Here is a 23,512-nt window from a genome sequence, read left to right as displayed (position 1 = left end):
GTGCCCATCGTCCCCGTTGCCTCCCCCGGAAAACTCAGTGTCCGCGGTGCCCGCGTCCACAATCTCAAGAACGTCGACATCGACATTCCCCGCGACTCGCTCGTCGTGTTCACCGGCCTGTCCGGATCGGGAAAGTCCAGCCTCGCGTTCGACACGATCTTCGCCGAGGGGCAGCGCCGCTACGTCGAATCGCTGAGCGCGTACGCGCGCCAGTTCCTCGGTCAGGTCGATCGGCCCGACGTCGATTTCATCGAAGGGCTGAGCCCGGCCGTCTCGATCGACCAGAAGTCGACCAACCGCAACCCGCGGTCGACGGTCGGCACGATCACCGAGATCTACGACTACATGCGATTGCTCTGGGCGCGCATCGGCATCCCGCACTGCCCCGAGTGCGGCGAGCGGATCCAGCGTCAGACGGTGCAGCAGATCGCGGATCAGCTCATGGAGCTCCCCGAGCGCACGCGGTATCAGGTGGTCGCGCCGATCGTCTCTCAGAAGAAGGGCGAGTTCGTCGACCTGTTCCGTGAACTCGGCGCGAAGGGATATTCACGCGCGATCGTCGACGGCGACCTCATCCAGTTGGCCGAGCCTCCCACTCTGAAGAAGAGCTACAAGCACGACATCGCCGTGGTGGTCGACCGCCTGGTCGCATCCGACGACATCCTGGGACGAGTGACCGACTCGGTCGAGACCGCTCTGGGACTCGCCGGCGGTGTGGTGCAGATCAACTACGTCGATGGCGAGGGCGACGACGCGTGGCAGACCTTCTCCGAGAAGCTCGCCTGTCCGAACGGCCACGCCCTCACGCTCACCGAGATCGAGCCGCGCACGTTCTCGTTCAACGCGCCGTTCGGAGCCTGCCCCGCATGCTCCGGCCTCGGCACGCGCATGTCCGTCGACGTCGACCTGATGCTCGGTGACGAAGACCTCTCGATCCGCGAGGGCGTCATCATCCCGTGGACCACGCAGGGCAAGGGGCTGTTCCAGTACTACGAGCGGCTGCTCGAAGGACTGTCGAACGACCTCGACTTCTCGTTGGACACTCCGTGGCGTGAACTGCATTCCGACGTGCAGAACGCTGTGCTGCGTGGCGAGAACTACAAGGTCTCCGTGAAATGGAAGAACCGCTACGGTCGCGAGATGCGCTACACCTCGGGTTTCGAGGGTGTGGTGCCGTACATCGAGCGCCAGTACCTGCAGGCCGAGTCGGACAACCAGCGCAACCGCTGGGGGGAGTACCTCCGCGAGGTGCCGTGCCCCGTGTGCGACGGCGACAGGCTCAAGCCCGAGGTCCTCGCGGTGCAGGTGCACGGACACTCGATCGCCGAGGTCTCGCACCTGAGCCTGGCCGACGCGCGTGCCTTCATGGAGACGCTCACGCTCACCGAGCGTGAAGCCAAGATCGCGGCTCAGGTGCTGCGTGAGATCCGCCTGCGTCTCGATTTCCTGCTGCAGGTGGGACTGTCCTACCTCAACCTCAGCCGCTCGGCGGGCTCGCTGTCCGGTGGTGAGGCGCAGCGCATCCGTCTCGCGACGCAGATCGGCTCCGGACTGACCGGGGTCCTCTACGTGCTGGACGAGCCGTCGATCGGTCTGCATCAGCGCGACAATCGCCGTCTGATCGAGACGCTGCTCACGCTGCGCGACCTCGGCAACACGCTGATCGTGGTGGAGCACGACGAAGAGACGATCGAAGCAGCGGACTGGGTCGTCGACATCGGCCCTGGTGCCGGCGTCAACGGCGGCGCGGTGGTCCACTCGGGGCCGTACTCCGCGCTGCTCGCCGACACCGAGTCCATGACCGGGGAGTACCTGTCCGGCCGCCGCGAGATCCCGATGCCGAAGAAGCGCAGGAAGATCGACAAGAAGCGGATGCTGAGCGTCGTGGGCGCTCGGGCGAACAACCTCCGCAACGTCACCGCAGACTTCCCGCTCGGCGTCCTCACCGCAGTCACCGGGGTCAGTGGCTCCGGGAAGTCGTCTCTCGTCAACGACATCCTTTACCAGGTGCTGGCGTCGCGACTGAACGGTGCGAGAACCGTCCCAGGCAAGCACACCCGGGTCACCGGACTCGACAACCTCGACAAGGTGGTGCACGTCGACCAGGCGCCGATCGGTCGCACCCCGAGGTCGAACCCTGCTACGTACACGGGCGTGTTCGATCGCATCCGCACCCTGTTCAGCGAGACTCCCGAAGCGAAGGTCCGCGGCTATCAGCCCGGCCGATTCAGCTTCAACGTCAAGGGCGGCCGCTGCGAGGCCTGCTCGGGCGACGGCACCATCAAGATCGAGATGAACTTCCTGCCCGACGTGTACGTCGACTGCGAGGTCTGCCACGGGAAGCGCTACAACCGCGACACGCTCGCCGTGCACTACAAGGGCAAGAACATCGCCGAGGTGCTCGAGATGCCGATCGAGGAGGCAGCTGAGTTCTTCGAGCCGATCCAGGCGATCCACCGCTACATGAAGACGCTCGTCGACGTCGGGCTCGGGTACGTGCGACTCGGCCAGTCGGCGACGACCCTGTCCGGGGGAGAGGCGCAGCGCGTCAAGCTCGCGACCGAGCTCCAGCGACGCAGCAACGGACGCAGCATCTACGTGCTCGACGAGCCGACGACGGGTCTGCACTTCGAAGACGTCCGCAAGCTCCTCGAGGTGCTCAACGGACTGGTCGACAAGGGCAACACCGTCATCGTTATCGAGCACAACCTCGACGTGATCAAGTCGGCGGACTGGGTGATCGATCTCGGCCCTGAGGGCGGTTCGGGCGGCGGACAGATCGTCGCCACGGGCACCCCGGAACAGATCGCGCGCGTCGAGGAGAGCCACACCGGTCTCTTCCTCGCCGAGATCCTGGGTGAGGGGCGCTCCGCGCGGAAGGCCAGCTGATGGCCGACGTGTTGCCGTACAAGCCGCGGGCGGGGGAGATACCCACCGACCCCGGCGTGTACCGGTTCCGCGACTCTGCCGGTCGCGTGCTCTACGTGGGGAAGGCGAAGAACCTCCGCCAGCGGCTGTCGAACTACTTCGCGCCGCTGCGGACCCTTCACGAGCGGACCCGTCGCATGGTCACGACGGCGTCTTCCGTCGAGTGGACCGTGGTCCCGACCGATGTCGACTCGTTGCAGCTCGAGTACATGTGGATCAAGGAGTTCGATCCGCCCTTCAATGTGCGGTACAAGGACGACAAGTCGTACCCCTTCATGGCTGTCACGCTCGCGGACGAAGCACCGCGTGTGATCGTCACGCGCAACCGGAAGATCCCCGGCGCTCGCTACTTCGGCCCTTTCCCGAAGGTGTGGGCCGTGCACGAGACGATCGACCTGATGATCAAGGCGTTCCCGATCCGCACCTGCAGCGACTCGAGCTACCGTCGCGCCATGCAGACGGGCAGGCCGTGCTTCCCCGGCCAGATCGGCAAGTGCGGTGGTCCGTGCTCGATGACGGTGAGCATCGAGGAGCACCGCGCCATGGTCGACGACTTCGTCGCCTTCATGGCCGGTGGTGATGAGCGCTTCACGCGCGAGCTCACGAAGCGGATGCTGGCCGCGTCGGCGGCGATGGACTACGAGGCAGCAGCCAAGTACCGGGACAAGCTCTCGGCCATCGAAGCCGTGCTGGGCAAGAGTGCGCTCGTGCTCCCCAGCGATGAGGACGCCGACCTGTTCGGCATCGCCGAGGATGAGCTGGCGGCGGCGGTGCAGCACTTCGTGATCCGCGGCGGCAGGGTCCGTGGTGTGCGCGCTCTGACGATCGAGAAGGAGATCGACATCTCCAGCGGCGAACTGGTCGAGCAGGTTCTCCAGCAGGCCTACGGCGAAGCGCAGGACGTGCCGCGCCGCATCCTGGTGCCCACGCTGCCCGACGACGCCGCGGAGCTCGAACTGTGGCTGCGTGAGCGGCGCGGCAAGAAGGTCGAGATCGCGGTGGCGCAACGCGGCCAACGCGCAGATCTCATGCGCACGGCGACCTTGAACGCGCAGCAGGCGTTGATCCGTCACAAGACGCGGCGTACGACGGACTACGTCGCCCGCACGCAGGCGCTCACCGACCTGCAGGAGGCGCTCGGAATGGACGAAGCGCCGCTGCGGATCGAGTGCTTCGACATCTCGCACCTCGGCGGCACGAATGTCGTCGCCTCGATGGTGGTGTTCGAGGACGGCCTTCCCCGCAAAGACCAGTACCGCTCGTTCAACATCGCCGAGACCACGGACGACACCGACTCGATGTATCAGGTGCTCCGTCGTCGCTTGGCCTACCTCGACCGCCCCGAAGAGCCGGAGATGGTCGACCCGACGACAGACGAGGTCGTCGGGGAAGACGTCGGAGAGGCCACAGCACGCCGGAAGCCCCGCTTCGCGTATCCACCGCAGCTGCTCCTGGTCGACGGCGGACAGCCTCAGGTCGAAGCGGCGGCCAGGGCACTCCGTGACGCGGGACACACCGAGATCGCGGTGTGCGGCATAGCCAAGCGACTCGAAGAAGTCTGGCTTCCCGGCGAGGACTTCCCGGTGATCCTTCCGCGCACGAGCGAGGCCCTCTACCTGTTGCAGCGGCTTCGCGACGAAGCACACCGGTTTGCTATCACGCATCAGCGCAGGAAGCGGCGGAACGACATCGGCTCCGTCCTCGCCGAGGTTCCGGGGCTCGGTGCCGCGCGCATCAAGGTGCTGCTCAAGCACTTCGGCTCGGTCACCGCGCTTCGCGCGGCAGAACCGGGGCAGATCGAAGAGGTCCAGGGGATCGGACCCGTGCTCGCCCAGAACATCCACACGCACCTCTCCACTCGCTAGGCTGGAAGCCGAGGGGGAGAGGGAGCACTGAGCGATGTCTGACGGGGAAAAGGGCGAGTTCCTCATCGTCACGGGAATGTCCGGCGCAGGTCGGACGACGGTGGCGAACGCACTCGAGGACCTCGGCTGGTACGTGGTCGACAATCTGCCCCCGCAGATCCTGCGCCCTCTGCTCGATCTGACCGACATGGGTGGCACGGCGCTGCCCAAGGTCGCCGCCGTCGTGGACGTCCGTGGACGCAACCTCTTTGACGACTTCCCCGGTGTGGCGCGTGCGCTGCGTTCCCGTGGTTCCGTCCGCGTGCTATTCCTCGACGCGTCGGACGACGTGCTGGTGCGTCGATTCGAGTCCGTGCGCAGACCGCATCCGTTGCAGGGGGAGGGGACTCTGCTCGACGGCATCCGCACCGAGCGTGAGCGCCTCGCTCCGATCCGCGAAGGCGCGGACCTGGTGATCGACACCTCGATGCTCAACATCCACCAGCTCGCCACGCACGTCTCCGACATCTTCTCGGCGGAGGGCGAGGCGCGGCATCGCGTCACGTTGCTGAGCTTCGGATTCAAGTACGGGCTTCCGACCGACGTCGACATCGTGGCAGACATGCGATTCCTGCCGAACCCGTTCTGGAACGAGGAGCTGCGCGGTCAGACAGGACAGGACGAGCCCGTGCGCGAGTACGTCCTCTCCCGCGAAGGCGCGATGGAGTTCCTGGACTCCTATTCGAAGGCGCTGGTGCCCGTGCTGGAGGGATACCAGCGCGAGAACAAGAGCCACTCGACGATCGCGATCGGCTGCACCGGCGGGAAGCACCGTTCCGTGGCGATGTCGGAAGAGCTGGCGCGCCGCCTCGCTGCGATCCCCGGAGTGGCCGTGAACGTCCGTCACCGGGATCTGGGCCGAGAGTAGCGGGCCGTCCGGCCGAGTAAGCTGGACGTTTGCGTCGCGATCCGGCGCGTGAACGTGAAGGAGTGTCGTGGCACTAACCACCGACGTCAAGGCCGAGCTGGTCAGCATCCGCAACGCACCCCCGACGGTGCGAGTCGCGGAAGTGACCGCCATCCTCCGGTTCGCCGGTGGTCTGCATTCGATCGCCGGCCGCGTGGCCGTGGAGGCCGAGGTGGATGCCGAGACTCTCGCACGACGCGTCGCCCGCGACCTCGCCGAGATCTACGGCGTGCGCCCGGAGATCGCCCAGGTGCAGTCGAGCACCGCGAACGACGGTGCACGCTGGGCTGTGCGCGTCATCGCGCAGGGCGAGACCCTGGCCCGTCAGACGGGTCTGCTCGATCAGCGTCGACGGCCCGTCCGTGGGCTTCCCAACCGGCTCACCACCGGTTCCCGGGCCGAGGTAGCAGGCTTGTGGCGCGGCGCGTTCCTCGCGGCCGGAAGCCTGAGCGAGCCAGGACGCTCCGCCATGCTCGAGGTCGTCTGCCCGTCCTCGGAGGCGGCCATGGCTCTCGTCGGCGCCGCGCATCGACTCGGAGTGGCTGCGAAGGCTCGTGAGGTGCGCGGTATGCCGCGCGTGGTCGTGCGCGAAGGCGAGGCCATCCGCACCATCCTGAACGAGATGGGAGCGCAGAAGACCGCGATCGCCTGGGAGGAGCTTCGCCAGCGCCGCGAGGTGCGAGCCGGCGTCAACCGCCTGGTGAACTTCGACGACGCGAATCTGCGCCGATCCGCGCAGGCCGCCGTGGCCGCGTGCGCGCGTGTCGAGCGTGCCCTCGAGATCCTGGCCGACGAGGTCCCCGATCATCTGAAGGTGGCCGGAGAGCTCCGCCTCGCCCACCGTGACGCCAGCCTGGACGAGCTGGGGCATCATGCCGACCCACCACTGACGAAGGACGCCGTCGCCGGCCGCATCCGCCGCCTGCTGGCGATGGCCGACAAGCGCGCGCAGCAGGAGGGCATTCCCGGAACGGAAGCCGCGGTCCCGGTCGGACTCGACGTCTGATCCGCATCCTCGACCAAGGCCCGTCGTCCGGCATCCGGACGGCGGGTCTTCGTCATACGGCGGAAGGATCGGGACCGCAGCCGCGTTGTCGTCAGTAGGATGAATCACGTCCGCTCTACGCCGCACATCGGCGGCGCGGAGGATCGGCAAGCGCCGCGGCGCGGCGCGGATTGGATGAAAGCGATATGGCGACCTACACGCTCCCCGACCTTCCCTACGACTTCGCAGCCCTCGAGCCGCACATCAGCGGCAAGATCATGGAGCTGCACCATGACAAGCACCACGCGACCTACGTCGCCGGCGCGAACACCGCTCTCGAGCAGCTCGCCGAGGCTCGCGAGAGCGGCAACCTCGCGAACGTGAACAAGCTCGAGAAGGACCTCGCCTTCAACCTCGGCGGTCACGTCAACCACTCGATCTTCTGGACCAACCTCTCGCCGAACGGCGGAGGACAGCCCGAGGGCGAGCTGAAGGCCGCGATCGACGAGTACTTCGGCTCGTTCGAGAAGTTCCAGGCGCACTTCACCGCCGCAGCCACCGGCATCCAGGGCTCCGGCTGGGCGGTGCTCAGCTGGGACTCGATCGGTTCGCGCCTCATCATCCAGCAGCTCTTCGACCAGCAGTCGAACACGGCACAGGGCACCATCCCGCTGTTCCAGCTCGACATGTGGGAGCACGCCTTCTACCTCGACTACCTCAACGTGAAGGCCGACTACGTCAAGGCCGCGTGGAACATCGCGAACTGGGAGAACGTCGCCCAGCGTCTCGAGGTCGCCCGTCAGCAGACGAACGGCCTGCTGGTACTGTCGTAATCGGGTCGCGTCCCGACGGGCCACGGCTCGTCGGGACGCCCTCTCAGCCAAAAAACCCCGCACCTCACGCTCGCTGGAAAGCCGCGTGCGATGCACGAGAAACAGGGAGACCTGAGTGTCTGTCAAGATCGGTATCAACGGCTTCGGCCGCATCGGACGCAACTACTTCCGCGCGGCTCTCGCGCAGGGAGCAGACCTTGAGATCGTCGCCGTCAACGACCTCACCGACAACAAGACCCTGGCGCACCTGCTGAAGTACGACTCGGTGGGCGGCGTCCTCGACGCCGAGATCAGCTACGACGACGAGAGCATCACCGTCAACGGCAAGACCATCAAGGCATTCGCCGAGCGCGACCCCGCAGGCCTCCCGTGGGGCGAGCTGGGCGTCGACATCGTGATCGAGTCGACCGGCTTCTTCACCAAGGCCGAGCTCGCCAAGAAGCACATCGAGGCCGGCGCGAAGAAGGTCCTCATCTCGGCACCCGGCACGGGCGTCGACGGCACGTTCGTCATGGGCGTGAACGAGGACACGTACAACCCGGAGACCGACCACATCATCTCCAACGCGTCCTGCACCACGAACTGCCTCGCGCCGCTGGCTCAGGTCTTCAACGACGCGTTCGGCATCGACCGCGGATTCATGATGACCGCGCACGCGTACACCGCCGACCAGAACCTGCAGGACGGCCCGCACAGCGACCTCCGTCGTGCCCGTGCCGCCGCGATCAACATCACCCCGGCCTCGACCGGTGCGGCCAAGGCCATCGGCGAGGTGCTCCCGGAGCTCCAGGGCAAGCTGAGCGGCTCCTCGTACCGCGTTCCGGTTCCCACCGGATCGATCGTCGACCTCACCCTCATCACCGACCGCGAGAACCTGACGGTCGACGAGGTCAACGAGGCCTACAAGAAGGCCGCTGCCGAGGGTCGCCTCGCCGGCTACCTGCAGTACAACGAGGACCCGATCGTCTCGAGCGACATCGTGCACAACCCGCACTCGTCGATCTTCGACTCGACGCTGACCAACGTCAGCGGCAACCTGATCAAGGTCTCCAGCTGGTACGACAACGAGTGGGGCTACTCCAACCGTCTCGTCGACCTGACCGAGTACGTGGCCGAGCGCCTCTAAGCTCAGACACATGACTCTGCGCACCCTGGACACCCTGGGGTCGCTCGAGGGCAAGCGCGTCATCGTCCGTTGTGATCTCAACGTCCCCCTGCGGGATGGGATCATCACGGACGATGGCCGTGTCCGCGCCTCGTTGCCGACCCTCAACGCACTCATCAACGCGGGCGCCCGTGTTGTCGTGTGCTCGCACCTCGGCCGGCCCGACGGTGCGCCCGACCCGCAGTACAGCCTCGAGCCGGTGGCTCAGCGGCTGTCCGAGCTGCTCGGTGCCCCGGTCGCGTTCGCGCGCGACACGGTCGGCGAATCCGCCAAGGAGGCCGTCGCATCGCTCGAGGACGGCGGGGTCGTCGTGATCGAGAACCTGCGGTTCAACCCGGGGGAGACCTCGAAGGACGATGCGACCCGATCCGCTTTCGCAGCCGAGCTCGCAGAACTCGGCGACGTGCTCGTCTCCGACGGGTTCGGCGTCGTGCACCGCAAGCAGGCCAGCGTCTATGAGCTCGCCGAGCTGCTCCCGTCGGCGGCCGGTCTGCTGATCGCCGCGGAGCTCGACGTGCTGGACCGCCTGACCGAGAACCCCGAGCGCCCCTATGCGGTCGTGCTCGGCGGCTCGAAGGTCAGCGACAAGCTCGGCGTCATCTCGCACCTGCTCCCGCGCGTGGACAAGATCCTGGTGGGTGGCGGAATGCTCTTCACCTTCCTCAAGGCCCAGGGGCACGCCGTCGCCTCGAGCCTTCTGGAAGAGGATCAGCTCGACACGGTGCGCGGGTACATCGCGGAAGCGGCGGAACGCGGCGTGGAGCTCGTGCTCCCCACGGACGTCGTCGTGGCCGCGTCCTTCGGCGCCGACGCCGCGCACGAAGTCGCCGCGGCCGACGCGATCGAGTCGACGCCGTTCGGTGCCTCCGGCATCGGGCTCGACATCGGTCCGGAGACGGCGGCACGTTTCGCCGAGGTCATCCGCGAGTCGAAGACCGTGTTCTGGAACGGCCCCATGGGGGTGTTCGAGTTCCCCGCCTTCGCAGCGGGCACCAAGACCGTCGCGCAAGCGCTCACCGAGGTCGACGGCCTCAGCGTCGTCGGCGGGGGAGACTCCGCTGCAGCCGTGCGTCAGCTCGGCTTCAGTGACGACCAGTTCGGTCACATCTCGACCGGTGGCGGCGCGAGCCTCGAGTTCCTCGAGGGCAAGAAACTACCTGGGCTGGAGGTCCTCGGATGGGCGTGAACTCTCGTACCCCGCTGATCGCGGGAAACTGGAAGATGAACCTGGACCACCTGCAGGCGGTCGCGTTCGTGCAGAAGCTGCACTGGACGTTGAAGGATGCGAAGCACGAGGACGGATCCGTCGAGGTGGCGGTCTTCCCGCCGTTCACCGACATCCGCAGCGTGCAGACCCTCATCGACGCGGACAAGATCCCGTTCGCGCTCGGAGCGCAGGATGTCTCGGCACACGACTCGGGCGCCTACACGGGCGAGGTGTCGGGAGCGTTCCTGGCGAAGCTCGATGCGAAGTACGTGATCATCGGCCACTCCGAGCGTCGTGAGTACCACTCCGAAGGTGACGATGTCGTGGCGGCCAAGGTCAAGGCAGCGCTCAAGCACGGCCTGGTACCGGTCATCTGCGTGGGCGAGACAGCTGGCGACCTCGAGAAGTTCGGTGCCAGCGCGGTTCCGGTCTCGCAGCTCGAGGCAGCGCTCGAGGGAGTCTCGCCGAAGGCGGACATCGTCGTCGCGTACGAGCCCGTGTGGGCGATCGGCTCCGGTCAGGCGGCGACTCCTCAGCAGGCGCAGGACGTCTGCGCAGCTCTGCGTGCGGTCATCGCGAAGGTTCTCGGCGACGACGCGGCAGCGCGCACGCGCATCCTCTACGGCGGCTCGGTGAAGTCGGGGAACATCGCCAGCTTCATGCGCGAGCCCGATGTCGACGGCGCGCTGGTCGGAGGCGCAAGCCTCGTGGTCGACGAGTTCGCCGCGATCATCCGCTTCGAGAAGCACGTCGGCGTGTGAGTGCGGCGGGGCTTCGGCCCCGCTGCACCGTATACTTGACCGTTACGGGGGCGCTCCGGCCCCAGCGAAAGGCTCTTTCTCGTGGCAATTCTCGAGTTCGTCCTGCAGGTCGTGCTGGGCATCACCAGCGTTCTGCTGACCCTCCTCATCCTCCTGCACAAGGGCCGCGGCGGCGGCCTCTCCGACATGTTCGGCGGGGGCATGACCTCTGCGGTCGGCTCTTCCGGTCTCGCGGAGCGGAACCTCAACCGCTTCACCGTCGTCCTGGCTCTGACATGGTTCGTCTCCATCGTCGCGCTGGGCCTCATCACGAAATTCGAGGTCATCTGATGGCTACCGGTGGAAACGCGATCCGCGGCACCCGCGTGGGTTCCGGCCCCATGGGCGAGCAGGATCACGGCTATCACGCCGACCGCATCGCGGTCTCCTACTGGGATGGACTCGGCAACGAGACCGTCCGCTACTTCGCCGCCGGTCTTCCCGAGGAAGAGATCCCGGAGACGATCGACCACCCGCAGTCCGGGCTCCCCGCCGGTCGTGACAAGGAGAATCCTCCTGCGCTCGCGAAGGCGGAGCCGTACAAGACGCACCTCGCCTACGTGAAGGAACGCCGCACGGACGAGGAAGCAGTCCAGCTGCTCGACGACGCGCTCACGCAGCTGCGCGAGCGTCGGGGGCAGTGACCTCGAGTTGACACCGAAGAAGCCGTCGCGAGCGATCGCGGCGGCTTCTTCCGTATCAGGCGGCGGCGGTCAGCGGCAGCCCGCCGCCGCATCGATGTAGCTCTGCGGCGGGTACCCGTACGCCCAGACGCCGTTCGCATCATCGGTGTAGCCCATGCTGATGGCCCACGCCGTCGCCCACTTCTCGATGCTGTCCTGCGTGGAGGAGTCGTACATGCTCTGGCACCTCACGCTGATCGCGTGCCCCACCTCGTGCGCGATCAGAGCCTTGCTGCGAACGGCCGGCCACTGCTCGGCGACCGAGTTCGAGAACGCGATGGTCGCCCGCCCCGAATCGCCCCACCACCAGGTCGTGTAGCCGCCCATGCTGCCGTTGTAACCGGCGCCGCTGACGACCGGCGCCCAATCGAAGTCGAGGAGGACGCCGGGAGCGAGGGAGCGGGCGAACGCTTCGATCTCGAGCCGGGCATTCAGGAGCGGGCCCGCCTTCTCCGCCAGCTCTTCGCTCTCGGTGGCGACGACCTGCGCTGCCGCGGTCTGCAGGGCGAGGTAGACGGCTGCGGTGCCTTCGTCGAGCGTCGTCGCGGCGGTTGCATCGGCGGCAGCGTCGCGCAAGGCGATCACCGCATCGTTGCGTGCTGACAGATGGGCCGCTTCGAATCCGGACGCAGCCGCTCCGGCCGTCGTGATCACCGCGAGGCCGCTCTCCGTCATCGCCGTGTGCGCCGACGAGATGTCGCCGGCCGCGTCGGCGAGCTCGACGGACAGGTCATCCACCTCGTCACGTCGCTGCTCGAGCGCCGCGGTGGCGCCGAACAGTTCCCAGAACCAGTCGGGCTTCTCGCCCAGTGCACCGATCTCCACGGCGACCACGCCCTCCGCGTCGGACGCGGTGGCGGTGCCGCCTTCGACGGCAGAGGCCAAGCTCGCGTGCAGCTCGTCGGGCACGGAGATCGGCTGATCACCCCCTGCGACGACCTGCCCCGCTGCGTCGACGACGGTCCGCAGTTCAGCGATGTCGGCGCGGAGCTTCGTCTTCGCGGTCGACGTCGTCTGTGCTGCGCTCTCATAGCGGGACGCGGCGTCGTCGTACCCGAGGTTCGCGCTCACCTGCACGATGGCCAGCCCCGCGATCAGCGCGGCGCCGCCGAGCAGGCCGATGACGAGCCCCGGCCGTCTCCTCCGTCGCGACCGCGTCGACGCGGAGGGGGCCCCGGACGAGAAAGCGACGGGAAGCTGATGCCCGCCGTCGAGGGGCGACTGACCCATTCGATGATGCCTTCCGGTCGGAGCCTGCGTTCAGCGATGCTGTCAGCGTATTCGACGACGCGTCCGGAAATGCGGAAGGCCCCCGCCGTATGGCGGGGGCCTTCTCGAGTGGAGGGGCTGACGGGAATCGAACCCGCATCATTAGTTTGGAAGACTAAGGCTTTACCACTAAGCTACAGCCCCGGAATCCGAGCCCCGAAAGGTTCGGTAACCGACTCATCGACTATACCGGACTCTGACGCATGCTCCTGTCCGTTAGACTCGGTGGGGCTGAATCCGCATGCGGATTCCCCGGGGCGTAGCTCAGCTTGGTAGAGCGCCCGCTTTGGGAGCGGGAGGTCGCAGGTTCAACTCCTGTCGCCCCGACACGGCCCCCACGGACCTTACAGCCGCGATTCGAAGCGGAAATCACAAGGAGAACACACCAGCATGGCGAACAGCACCGTCGAGAAGCTGACCCCGACCCGGGTCAAGCTCACCATCACGGTCACCCCGGACGACCTCAAGCCCAGCATCGCTCACGCGTACGAGCACATCGCTCAGGACGTCCAGATCCCCGGCTTCCGCAAGGGCAAGGTCCCGGCACCGATCATCGACCAGCGCATCGGTCGCGGCGCCGTCATCGAGCACGCCGTGAACGAAGGCCTGGACAAGTTCTTCCGCGAGGCGACCAACGAGCACAAGCTGCGCGTCGTGGGGCGCCCTGCGGCCGACATCACGCAGTGGCCGAACGAGAAGGACTTCTCGGGCGACCTGCTCGTGGACATCGAGGTCGACGTCCGTCCCGACATCGAGCTGCCCTCCTACGACGGCATCACCGTGACCGTCGACGCCGTCGAGGCCGATGACGCGGCGCTCGACGCAGAGCTCGACAACATGCGCGCCCGCTTCGGCACGCTCGTCCCGGTCGACCGGCCTGCCGCGAAGGGTGACTTCGTCGAGCTCGACCTCGTCGCCACGATCGACGGCGCCGAGATCGACCGCGCCGACGGCGTCTCCTACGAGATCGGCTCCGGCGAGCTGCTCGAGGGCATCGACGACGCGATCGAGTCGCTCACCGCCGGCGAGGACACCACGTTCCGCTCCGCTCTCGTCGGTGGCGACCACGCCGGGTCCGAGGCCGAGGTCTCCGTGACGGTCAAGGCGGTCAAGGAGCGCGAGCTTCCCGAGGCCGACGACGACTTCGCGCAGATCGCGAGCGAGTTCGACACGATCGCCGAGCTCCGTGAGAGCCTCGCGGAGCGCGTCGCTCAGCAGGGCGTGTTCACGCAGGGCTCCGCCGCACGCGACAAGCTCGTCGAGGTGCTGCTCGAGCAGATCGAGATCCCGGTTCCGCCGCAGCTCATCGAGGACGAGGTGCACAACCACCTCGAGGGCGAAGGCCGTCTCGAGGACGACGTGCACCGCGCCGAGGTCACCGAGGCCAGCGAGAAGCAGTTCCGCACGCAGGTGCTCCTCGACACGATCGCCGAGCAGGCCGATGTGCAGGTCTCGCAGGAGGAGCTCTCGCAGTACCTCATCCAGTCGGCTGCCCAGTACGGCATGGCCCCGCAGGAGTTCGTCGAGGCGCTGCAGTCCTCGAACCAGCTCCCGGCGCTCGTCGGCGAGGTCGCGCGGAACAAGGCGCTCGCGATCGCACTCGGCAAGGTGAAGGTCGTCGACAGCAACGGCAAGCCCGTCGATCTGTCCGACTTCATCGTGACCGATGACGAGGCCGAGCCTGCTGAGGCGGAGTCCACGGAAGCCGAGGAGAAGCCGGCGAAGAAGGCTCCTGCCAAGAAGCCCGCTGCCAAGAAGGCTCCGGCCAAGAAGGCCGCCGAAGCCGACGCCGCCGAGAAGCCCGCCGCCGAGAAGGCGCCGGCCAAGAAGCCTGCTGCCAAGAAGGCACCGGCCAAGAAGGCGGCCGACAAGGCCGAGTGATCGAACACGATCCAGTGAAGAGGGCGGGTGCTGCGGCATCCGCCCTCTTTTCCATCCGAGGAGAGGGCAGCGATGAAGACGTGGGATGAGCGCATCGACGAGGTGTGGGACGACGCGACGGGGGAAGAGGTGGGTGACGACACGATCAGCCGCATCGACGCCCTCGCCGCCGAGCGCGGCCCCGACGACGCTCGCGCGGAGTTCGAGCGCGGCGGTGCACGGGATTCCGCTGGCCGGCCGGCGGAGGCTGTCGCCCTGTATCGACGCGCGCTGGCCCTGGGGCTGGACGGTGAGCACCGTCCGCAGTGCGTGATCCAGATGGCCAGTTCTCTGCGTAACCTCGGCGAGTACGACGAAGCACTCGCCGTGATCCGTGCGGAGGCGGAGCTCGCGCCGGACGGCCCCTATCGCGACGCCGTCGCCTGCGTGCATTCCCTCATCCTGGCCAGCGCCGGGCGCCCGGCGGAGGGTCTCTCCGTGGCACTGCTCGCCCTCGTCCCGCATCTGCCGCGCTACCACCGGTCTATGACGGCCTATGCCCACGAGATCGCGGACGCCGACACCTGATATGCCGACGGCGAACACGGCCTGGGCGCTGCGTTGTCGCCGGTAGATTCGAATCACTGAAACACGGAATCAGGAGCTGACATGGCTGCAGAACCCCTCCTCGCAACGAGCGTCTTCGATCGGTTGCTGAAGGACCGCATCATCTGGCTGGGGTCGGAGGTGCGCGACGAGAACGCGAACGAGATCTGCGCGAAGATCCTTCTCCTCGCCGCAGAAGACTCCGAGCGAGACATCTACCTCTACGTGAACTCGCCCGGCGGATCGATCACCGCGGGCATGGCGATCTACGACACGATGCAGTTCGTGCCGAACGACATCGTCACGGTCGGCATCGGAATGGCCGCCTCCATGGGGCAGTTGCTGTTGACCGCCGGCACCAAGGGCAAGCGGTACATCACGCCCAACGCACGCGTGCTGCTGCACCAGCCCCATGGTGGATTCGGCGGAACGTCGAGCGACATCCAGACGCAGGCGCAGCTCATCATGTCGATGAAGAACCGCCTCGCCGAGATCACCGCTGCCCAGACCGGCAAGTCGGTCGAGCAGATCAACGCCGATGGAGACCGCGACCGCTGGTTCACGGCTGAGGAAGCGCTCGAGTACGGCTTCGTCGATCACATCCGCGAATCGGCCTCCGACGTCATCGGCGGCGGCGGAACCGACCAGGACACCGAGTAACGGAAAGCGAAAGGACGCTCATGTACACACCCACCTTCCGCTCAGCCGGTGACCTTCCCTCCAGCCGCTACGTGCTGCCGCAGTTCGAGGAGCGCACCGCGTACGGCTTCAAGCGCCAGGACCCGTACAACAAGCTGTTCGAAGACCGCGTGATCTTCCTCGGCGTGCAGGTCGACGACGCTTCGGCCGACGACGTGATGGCACAGCTCCTCGTCCTGGAGAGCCAGGACGCCGAGCGCGACATCACGATGTACATCAACTCGCCCGGTGGCTCGTTCACCGCGATGACGGCGATCTACGACACGATGCAGTACGTCGCGCCGCAGATCCAGACCGTGGTGCTCGGGCAGGCGGCCTCGGCTGCGGCCGTGCTGCTCGCTGCCGGTGCACCGGGTAAGCGTCTCGCGCTCCCGAACGCCCGCGTGCTCATCCACCAGCCGGCGATGGGGGAGGCAGGCCACGGCCAGGCGTCCGACATCGAGATCCAGGCCGCGGAGATCCTCCGCATGCGCACCTGGCTCGAGGAGACGCTCGCCGGACACACCAACCGCACCCCGGAGCAGGTGAACCGCGACATCGATCGTGACAACATCCTCTCCGCCGCGCAGGCGCTGGAGTACGGCATCGTCGACCAGGTGCTCACGACGCGCAAGCGCGTCTGATCCGACCGATCGCGAAGGGCGTCCGTCATCCGACGGGCGCCCTTCGTCGTGCCCGGCGGATGTGCAGGACCCGACGACTAAGTGCGCATATGAGCACTGTGGTGCGCGAACGCTGACGAGGGCCTACTCTGGATGAGGAAGGAGGATGCCGTGGAAGAAGATCTGCTCATGGTTCGCGTCGCCGAGCTGTACTACGACGAGGACAAGACCCAGGACGAGATCGGCGGACTCCTCAAGATCTCGCGCTGGAAGGTTGGTCGTCTGCTGACCCAGGCCCGCGAACGCGGCATCGTCCGCATCGAGATCGTGCACCCCCGCGCCCGCCGACTCGGCCTGGAGCGGCTTCTCGTCGAGCGCTTCGGCCTCACGGATGCCGTGGTCGTGCCGGCTCCGGAAGGCGATGACGGCACTCTCGAACGCGTCGCTCAGGCCGCGGCCGACTTCCTGACCGCGCTGCGGCCCGTTCCCCGCACCCTCGGGGTGAGCTGGGGCCGTACACTCCGCGCCGTCGCCGAGGCGCTTCCGGACGGCTGGGCGAACGGCGTGACCGTGGTGCAGCTGAACGGGGGAGTGAGCCTGAACCGACGCTCCGGCGGCGCTGCCGGCCTCGCCGTCACGATCGCTCAGCGCGCTTCGGGCCAGGTCTCGTTGCTGCCGAGTCCGGCCATCCTCGAGCGTGTGGAGACGAAGCAGGCGATCGAGTCCGACCGCACCGTCGCCGCCGTCCTCGAAGAGGCAGCAGAAGCGCAGGCGTTCCTGTTCACCGCCGGACCCTGCGATGCCTCGTCGGCTCACGTCGAGAACGGCTACCTCAGCGCAGAGGATGTCGAAGAGCTCGCACGACGCGGCGCGGTCGGCGACGTCCTCGGGCGCTACGTCGACGCGGAGGGCAACATCGTCGACTCGCAGCTCGATGCACGGACCGTCGGAGTCTCTCTCGACCGTCTGCGCGGAGCCGCGCGTGCGATCTTCGTCACGGCGGGCCCCGCCAAGCACGACATCGCACGCACCGTGGTCACCAGCGGCCTGTGTGGCGTTCTGGTGACCGATGAGACCACAGCACGAGCATTGTTGGAGGAACAGTGACGACCAAAGAACTCAGTCGCAGGACGGCGGTGGACGTTCTGGGCGGCGAGCCCGACGACGCCACGCTCCGGCGATTCCTGCACGGACTTCCCGGCGTGGATGCCGTCGGCCTGGAGCAGCGCGCTGCCGGGCTCGGGACCCGCTCGATCAAGACCACCTCGAAGGCATGGGCGCTCGACACGATCATCAAGCTGATCGACCTCACGACGCTCGAGGGAGCCGACACTCCCGGCAAGGTGCGCTCTCTCGTGGCCAAGGCGAAGAACCCGGACGCTGCGGATCCCTCGACCCCGCGGGTCGCAGCGGTCTGCGTGTACGGCGACATGGTCGGCGACGCGGTGACCGCGCTCGGCGGGATGCACGGTGACCCCGATGACGGCCTGATCTCCGTCGCGGCCGTCGCCACGGCATTCCCCAGCGGACGCTCCTCGCTTGCGATCAAGCTCGCCGACACCGCCGAGGCGGTGGCTGCCGGCGCCGATGAGATCGACATGGTGATCGATCGTGGCGCATTCCTGTCCGGCCGGTACGGCCTGGTCTTCGACCAGATCGCCCAGGTCAAGGAGGCCTGCCGCCGTGAGGACGGCTCCTACGCCTCTCTCAAGGTGATCCTCGAGACCGGTGAGCTCAACACCTACGACAACATCAAGCGCGCCTCGTGGCTCGGGATCCTGGCGGGAGGGGACTTCATCAAGACCTCGACCGGCAAGGTGCAGCCCGCCGCCACCCTCCCGACGACGCTCCTCATGCTGGAGACCGTACGTGACTGGTACCGCGGCACCGGCGAGAAGATCGGCGTGAAGCCGGCCGGTGGCATCCGCTCGTCGAAGGACGCGGTGAAGTACCTCGTCACGGTCGCCGAGACCGTGGGCGAGGAATGGCTCCAGCCGCACCTCTTCCGCTTCGGCGCCTCCAGCCTCCTCAACGACGTGCTCCTGCAGCGGCAGAAGCTCAGCTCCGGCCACTACTCGGGCCCCGACTACGTCACGATCGACTGACGGGAAGACGAACATGTCATTTCTGGAATACGCTCCCGCACCGGAGTCCACCGCGGTCCTGAACCTCAAGGACAGCTACGGTCTGTTCATCGACGGCGAGTTCGTCGATGGATCAGGTACCCCCTTCAACACCATCTCACCGGCGACCGAGAAGCACATCGCCGAGATCGCATCGGCGAGCGATGAGGACGTCGACCGTGCAGTCGCCGCCGCGCGCCGCGCCTACGAGAAGACCTGGTCCAAGATGAGCGGCCGCGACCGCGGGAAGTACCTCTTCCGCATCGCCCGCCTCGTGCAGGAGCGCGCACGAGAGCTCGCCGTCGCCGAGAGCCTCGACAACGGCAAGCCGATCAAGGAGAGCCGCGACGTCGACGTGCCGCTCGTCGCCTCCTGGTTCTTCTACTACGCGGGCTGGGCCGACAAGCTCGATCACGCCGGACTGGGCGCGAACCCGCGGGCGCTCGGCGTCGCGGGGCAGATCATCCCGTGGAACTTCCCGCTGCTGATGCTGGCCTGGAAGATCGCTCCCGCCCTCGCCGCCGGCAACACGGTCGTGCTCAAGCCGGCCGAGACCACGCCGCTGACGGCATTGATCTTCGCGGAGATCCTGCAGCAGGCCGACCTGCCGACCGGTGTCGTCAACATCGTGACGGGTGCCGGAGCCACGGGCTCCACTCTCGTGCGTCACCCCGACGTCGACAAGGTGGCCTTCACCGGCTCGACCGGTGTCGGTCGCGACATCGCCCGGGCCGTCGCCGGCACGCCGAAGAAGCTGACGCTCGAACTGGGCGGCAAGGCCGCGAACATCGTGTTCGACGACGCTCCCATCGATCAGGCGGTCGAGGGCATCGTCAACGGAATCTTCTTCAACCAGGGCCACGTCTGCTGTGCCGGAAGCCGTCTGCTGGTGCAGGAGTCGATCCACGACGAGGTCGTCGACCGGCTCAAGTCGCGCCTGTCCACCCTCCGCCTCGGTGACCCCCTCGACAAGAACACCGACATCGGGGCGATCAACTCCGCGGCTCAGCTCGCCCGCATCCGCGAGTTGAGCGACATCGGCGAGGCCGAGGGCGCAGAGCGCTGGACGGCGGAGTGCGCGATCCCGGAGCAGGGCTTCTGGTTTGCGCCGACGATCTTCACCGGCGTCGAGGCGTCGCATCGCATCGCCCGTGACGAGGTCTTCGGGCCTGTGCTCTCGGTGCTCACGTTCCGCACGCCTGCAGAGGCGATCGCGAAGGCGAACAACACGCCGTACGGCCTCTCTGCCGGGATCTGGTCCGACAAGGGATCGCGCATCCTCGCGGTGGCCGATCGCCTGCGTGCCGGTGTCATCTGGGCGAACACCTTCAACCGCTTCGACCCGTCGAGTCCGTTCGGCGGCTACAAGGAGTCCGGATACGGTCGCGAGGGCGGCCGTCAGGGGCTCACCGCCTACCTCAAGGGAGCCGCAGCATGAGCAAGCGACTGACCGTGCCGAAGACCTACAAGCTCGCGATCGGCGGAGCGTTCCCGCGGAGCGAGTCCGGCCGCACGTACGAGGTGCTCTCCTCCAAGGGGGCTTTCCTCGCGAACGCCGCCAAGGCGTCCCGCAAGGACGCCCGCGATGCCGTGGTCGCGGCCCGTGCTGCGGTGAAGGGATGGTCCGGTGCGACAGCGTACAACCGCGGACAGGTCCTGTACCGCGTCGCGGAGGTGCTGGAGGGTCGCCGGTCGCAGTTCATCGACGAGATCTCGGCGCAGGAAGGTGTGTCCTCGGCCGCAGCCGCCGCTCAGATCGACGAAGCGATCGACCTCTGGGTCTGGTACGCAGGCTGGTGCGACAAGTACGCCCAGGTCGCGGGCAATGCCAATCCGGTGTCCGGGCCGTACTTCAACATCTCCGTGCCGGAGCCGACGGGCGTCGTCGCGATCGTCGCACCGCAGGACTCGGCACTGCTCGGCCTGGTGTCGGTCGTGGCTCCCGCGCTGGTCGCCGGGAACACCGTGGTCGTCATCGCGAGCGAGCAGCATCCGCTCTCGGCCATCAGCCTCGCCGAGGTCCTCGCCACCAGCGATGTCCCCGGTGGCGTCGTCAACGTGCTGACGGGTTCACCCGCGGAGATGGCTCCGTGGCTCGCCTCGCACCAGGACGTGAACGCTCTCGACCTCGCGGGTGCCGGCGCCTTGGATTGGGTGGACATGCAGATCGCCGCAGCGGAGACGCTCAAGCGTGTGCTGACCCCCGGTGACGTCGTCGCCTCTCCCGAGAGGATCGGCGCCTTCACCGAGGTGAAGACGGTCTGGCACACGAAGAGCATGGTCTGACCGAACAGCAGTGTTCAGTGCTCCGTTCGGCTCTCGCCGGACGGGGCACTGGCTTTCCCCGACGCCCGAGAGCTAGCGTTCGTACATGTCTGATCGCACAGCCGCGGTTGCCGCGGCGCTCCTTGCCGCTCTGTCTGTTGTCGCGCTCACTGGCTGCACCGACCCGATGCCTGAAGTCGCCGAGACAACCGCGGCTGTTGCGCCGACTGCGAGTTCGAGTGCCCAACCGACGCCGAGCGCGGCTGCCTCGACGGCAGTGGAGTGCAAGCGTCCGGGAGGTGACGGGACGATCTCGAGCGGTGAGCTGCTGGACGTGGGGCTGTACGCGGGCATGGTGGACATGGGGCCGCGGGAGGGGGCGAATGGGACTGTGAGTTACGCACCAGACGGCACCCTCGCGTCGTATGTGGTCGCGGCCGACGACTTCACAGAGGCGATCATCGGACGACTCTGTGTCGGCTCGTACTCGTTTGCCGCTCTGAACGCGATGCGCCGCGGTAGCGTCCTGTCCGACGAGCCGACCGATCAGGCGTACCTCACGCCGCTGTACGTGGGAGACACGCTGAATCTCAGCCCTTACACTATCGCGACCGTAGGTGACGTGAACGGCGAGGTGCGCTCGTACGAGACGACCTTCTTCTTGCCACCCCAGCGTTGAGGGCGGCGAAGCCCCGCACCGTGTTGGTGGTTGCGGGTTCGATGCGGGCTGGGGCTCCGGTGGGGAGCTTGGCCGAGAAGGAAGGCCGTCCAGTGGTCGCGATGTCGAGTGCCCTCAATGCGGCCCGGTGTCGTATGCAGCGGTTAGGCTCGAAGGACGATCTCTGATCCCCCCTAGGAGGACGCGCATGGCCCGCATCGGTGAAAGCGCTGACCTGTTCAAATGCTCTTTCTGTGGAAAGAGCCAGAAGCAGGTGCAGCAGCTCATCGCCGGCCCCGGTGTGTACATCTGCGACGAGTGCGTCGAACTGTGCAACGAGATCATCGAAGAGCGCATGGCGGAATCGTCCGCAGACGGTGTCGCCGAGTTCGAGCTTCCCAAGCCGCGTGAGATCTTCTCCTTCCTCGAGGAGTACGTCGTCGGCCAGGAGCCGGCCAAGCGCGCTCTTTCCGTCGCCGTCTACAACCATTACAAGCGCGTTCGCGCACACGGCACTCTTCAGACCGCTGAGCAGAAGGCGGAAGAGGTCGAGATCGCCAAGAGCAACATCCTGCTCATCGGCCCGACCGGCTGTGGGAAGACGTACCTCGCGCAGACGCTCGCGAAGCGCCTCAACGTTCCGTTCGCTGTCGCCGATGCCACCGCTCTGACCGAGGCCGGCTATGTCGGCGAAGACGTCGAGAACATCCTCCTCAAGCTGATCCAGGCCGCCGACTACGACGTCAAGCGTGCCGAGCAGGGCATCATCTACATCGACGAGGTCGACAAGATCGCCCGCAAGGCCGAGAACCCGTCCATCACCCGCGACGTCTCGGGTGAGGGCGTCCAGCAGGCTCTCTTGAAGATCATCGAGGGCACGGTCGCCTCAGTTCCGCCCCAGGGGGGTCGCAAGCACCCGCACCAGGAGTTCCTGCAGATCGACACGTCCAACGTGCTGTTCATCGTGGCCGGAGCCTTCGCGGGTCTCGAAGACATCGTGTCGGCCCGCGTCGGCAAGCACGGCATCGGCTTCGGCGCCCCGCTGCACGACAAGGGCAAGGACCTCGACCTGTTCAGCGAGGTGCTCCCGGAAGACCTGCACAAGTTCGGGCTGATCCCCGAGTTCATCGGGCGTCTGCCGGTCGTCACCAACGTGTCGCCGCTCGACCAGGATGCGCTGATCGACATCCTGACGGGTCCGCGCAACGCGCTGGTGAAGCAGTACCAGCGGATGTTCGAGATCGACGGCGTGCAGCTCGAGTTCGAAGAAGAGGCACTGCGCTCCATCGCCGACCTCGCCGTCGAGCGCAAGACCGGTGCTCGCGGTCTTCGGGCGATCCTGGAAGACGTGCTCGGACCTATCATGTTCGAGATCCCCTCCGCCGAGGACGTGGCGAAGGTCATCGTGACCCGCGCCGCCGTCGACGAAGGCGCGCCGCCCACCATCGTGATGGAGCGCAAGCGTAAGAGCGCATGAGCGCGGATCCGGCTCCCTGGAAGACCGTGGCGCGGGAGACGCTCGTCGCCGACCGGTGGATCCGCCTCCATGTCGACGAGTGCGTGGATGGCAGGGGTCTGTCGATCGCCCCTTATTACGTGCTGGAGTACGGGGACTGGATCTCCGTCCTCGCCCTCGACCGGAACGACGACGCCATCGTCGTCGAAGAGTATCGACACGGTGCAGGCGTCGTGGCCGTCGGCACCATCGGCGGGGGAGTGGAGCCTGATGAGTCGCCGGAGGACGCGGCGCGCCGTGAACTGCTCGAGGAGACCGGGCATGCCGCCGACGACCTCATCGATCTCGGCTCGACCTGGGCGAACTTCGGCAATCACACGAACCGGGTGCATCATTTCCTCGCGCGCGGGTGTGCGCGCGTCGCAGAGCAATCTCTCGACGACACCGAGTCGATCGTCGTGCATGTGCTGTCGCTCGATGGGCTCGGCGACCACCTCACGCAGAGCTACCACCAGCTCACCTGGTACAAAGCCATGGACCGGCTCGGACGGTGATTCCGTAC

Annotated in this window: 22 protein-coding genes and 2 tRNA genes; 22 read left to right on the top strand and 2 right to left on the bottom strand. The window is 66.9% G+C overall.

Annotation, left to right across the window (positions count from 1 at the left end):
- From uvrA to AB4070_RS03535, 10 genes are all read left to right on the top strand, one after another.
- Positions 1-2,889, top strand: a complete 2,889-nt coding sequence (gene uvrA / locus AB4070_RS03580) for an excinuclease ABC subunit UvrA (RefSeq protein WP_113680975.1) — start codon at positions 1-3, stop codon at positions 2,887-2,889.
- Positions 2,889-4,793: an excinuclease ABC subunit UvrC gene (uvrC, locus tag AB4070_RS03575; protein ID WP_441978911.1), complete on the top strand. Its 1,905-nt coding sequence runs from the start codon at positions 2,889-2,891 to the stop codon at positions 4,791-4,793. Before uvrA ends, uvrC begins: the two co-directional genes overlap by 1 nt.
- 34 nt (positions 4,794-4,827) lie before the next feature.
- Entirely contained in the window at positions 4,828-5,700 is an 873-nt protein-coding gene (gene rapZ / locus AB4070_RS03570; RefSeq protein ID WP_046749271.1) for an RNase adapter RapZ, read from the top strand.
- Between the two features lie 67 nt (positions 5,701-5,767).
- The gene (gene whiA / locus AB4070_RS03565; RefSeq protein WP_017830285.1) at positions 5,768-6,745 is read left to right on the top strand and encodes a DNA-binding protein WhiA; all 978 of its coding nucleotides are present in this window, start codon (positions 5,768-5,770) and stop codon (positions 6,743-6,745) included.
- A 185-nt stretch (positions 6,746-6,930) separates the two neighbouring features.
- Positions 6,931-7,557: a superoxide dismutase gene (locus tag AB4070_RS03560; RefSeq protein WP_025105027.1), complete on the top strand. Its 627-nt coding sequence runs from the start codon at positions 6,931-6,933 to the stop codon at positions 7,555-7,557.
- Between the two features lie 115 nt (positions 7,558-7,672).
- Entirely contained in the window at positions 7,673-8,683 is a 1,011-nt protein-coding gene (gene gap / locus AB4070_RS03555; RefSeq protein WP_193761921.1) for a type I glyceraldehyde-3-phosphate dehydrogenase, read from the top strand.
- 10 nt (positions 8,684-8,693) lie between these two features.
- Positions 8,694-9,908 carry a phosphoglycerate kinase gene (locus tag AB4070_RS03550; protein ID WP_441978910.1) on the top strand — a complete coding sequence of 405 codons (1,215 nt, stop codon included), beginning with the start codon at positions 8,694-8,696 and terminating at the stop codon, positions 9,906-9,908.
- On the top strand, positions 9,899-10,690 hold the full coding sequence (tpiA, locus tag AB4070_RS03545) for a triose-phosphate isomerase (RefSeq protein ID WP_282848425.1): 792 nt from the start codon (positions 9,899-9,901) through the stop codon (positions 10,688-10,690). Before AB4070_RS03550 ends, tpiA begins: the two co-directional genes overlap by 10 nt.
- A gap of 81 nt (positions 10,691-10,771) precedes the next feature.
- Entirely contained in the window at positions 10,772-11,020 is a 249-nt protein-coding gene (gene secG, locus AB4070_RS03540; protein WP_017202783.1) for a preprotein translocase subunit SecG, read from the top strand.
- Complete coding sequence (locus AB4070_RS03535; protein ID WP_017830291.1) at positions 11,020-11,373, top strand: RNA polymerase-binding protein RbpA; 354 nt, start codon at positions 11,020-11,022, stop codon at positions 11,371-11,373. The genes secG and AB4070_RS03535 overlap by 1 nt, the downstream gene beginning before the upstream one ends.
- 69 nt (positions 11,374-11,442) lie before the next feature.
- Here the strand turns inward: AB4070_RS03535 and AB4070_RS03530 are convergent, their stop codons facing one another.
- A complete protein-coding gene (locus AB4070_RS03530) occupies positions 11,443-12,642 on the bottom strand; it encodes a hypothetical protein (protein ID WP_441978909.1) in 1,200 nt (399 codons plus the stop codon).
- A 109-nt stretch (positions 12,643-12,751) separates the two neighbouring features.
- Positions 12,752-12,825: transfer RNA gene (locus AB4070_RS03525), tRNA-Gly, on the bottom strand.
- Positions 12,826-12,934: 109 nt separating this feature from the next.
- On the opposite strand from AB4070_RS03525, the gene AB4070_RS03520 reads away from it, so the two are divergent.
- The 12 genes from AB4070_RS03520 to AB4070_RS03465 all read left to right on the top strand — a co-directional run bounded on the left by AB4070_RS03520 (position 12,935) and on the right by AB4070_RS03465 (position 23,504).
- Positions 12,935-13,008: transfer RNA gene (locus tag AB4070_RS03520), tRNA-Pro, on the top strand.
- Between the two features lie 63 nt (positions 13,009-13,071).
- On the top strand, positions 13,072-14,562 hold the full coding sequence (gene tig / locus AB4070_RS03515) for a trigger factor (protein WP_441978908.1): 1,491 nt from the start codon (positions 13,072-13,074) through the stop codon (positions 14,560-14,562).
- Positions 14,563-14,634: 72 nt separating this feature from the next.
- On the top strand, positions 14,635-15,129 hold the full coding sequence (locus AB4070_RS03510) for a tetratricopeptide repeat protein (RefSeq protein WP_441978907.1): 495 nt from the start codon (positions 14,635-14,637) through the stop codon (positions 15,127-15,129).
- 81 nt (positions 15,130-15,210) lie between these two features.
- Positions 15,211-15,807, top strand: a complete 597-nt coding sequence (locus tag AB4070_RS03505; protein ID WP_017830295.1) for an ATP-dependent Clp protease proteolytic subunit — start codon at positions 15,211-15,213, stop codon at positions 15,805-15,807.
- Between the two features lie 20 nt (positions 15,808-15,827).
- Complete coding sequence (locus AB4070_RS03500; protein ID WP_046749265.1) at positions 15,828-16,469, top strand: ATP-dependent Clp protease proteolytic subunit; 642 nt, start codon at positions 15,828-15,830, stop codon at positions 16,467-16,469.
- A gap of 150 nt (positions 16,470-16,619) precedes the next feature.
- Positions 16,620-17,555, top strand: coding sequence for a sugar-binding transcriptional regulator (locus tag AB4070_RS03495; RefSeq protein ID WP_231728769.1), 936 nt, complete (start codon positions 16,620-16,622; stop codon positions 17,553-17,555).
- On the top strand, positions 17,552-18,553 hold the full coding sequence (deoC, locus tag AB4070_RS03490; protein ID WP_441978906.1) for a deoxyribose-phosphate aldolase: 1,002 nt from the start codon (positions 17,552-17,554) through the stop codon (positions 18,551-18,553). Before AB4070_RS03495 ends, deoC begins: the two co-directional genes overlap by 4 nt.
- A gap of 13 nt (positions 18,554-18,566) precedes the next feature.
- Positions 18,567-20,009, top strand: coding sequence for an aldehyde dehydrogenase family protein (locus AB4070_RS03485; protein WP_441978905.1), 1,443 nt, complete (start codon positions 18,567-18,569; stop codon positions 20,007-20,009).
- The gene (locus AB4070_RS03480) at positions 20,006-20,857 is read left to right on the top strand and encodes an aldehyde dehydrogenase family protein (protein WP_441978904.1); all 852 of its coding nucleotides are present in this window, start codon (positions 20,006-20,008) and stop codon (positions 20,855-20,857) included. Before AB4070_RS03485 ends, AB4070_RS03480 begins: the two co-directional genes overlap by 4 nt.
- Positions 20,858-20,942: 85 nt before the next feature.
- The gene (locus AB4070_RS03475; protein WP_441978903.1) at positions 20,943-21,515 is read left to right on the top strand and encodes a hypothetical protein; all 573 of its coding nucleotides are present in this window, start codon (positions 20,943-20,945) and stop codon (positions 21,513-21,515) included.
- Between the two features lie 187 nt (positions 21,516-21,702).
- Positions 21,703-22,971: an ATP-dependent Clp protease ATP-binding subunit ClpX gene (gene clpX, locus AB4070_RS03470; protein WP_046749262.1), complete on the top strand. Its 1,269-nt coding sequence runs from the start codon at positions 21,703-21,705 to the stop codon at positions 22,969-22,971.
- The gene (locus AB4070_RS03465) at positions 22,968-23,504 is read left to right on the top strand and encodes an NUDIX hydrolase (RefSeq protein WP_441978902.1); all 537 of its coding nucleotides are present in this window, start codon (positions 22,968-22,970) and stop codon (positions 23,502-23,504) included. Before clpX ends, AB4070_RS03465 begins: the two co-directional genes overlap by 4 nt.
- The last annotated feature ends 8 nt before the right edge of the window (positions 23,505-23,512 follow it).

Source organism: Microbacterium sp. 2RAF4, from assembly GCF_052115285.1.
GTDB classification, from domain to species: domain Bacteria; phylum Actinomycetota; class Actinomycetes; order Actinomycetales; family Microbacteriaceae; genus Microbacterium; species Microbacterium oxydans.
Note: the sequence above shows the minus strand (reverse complement) of the source record. Positions and strands in the feature narration are given on the sequence as shown.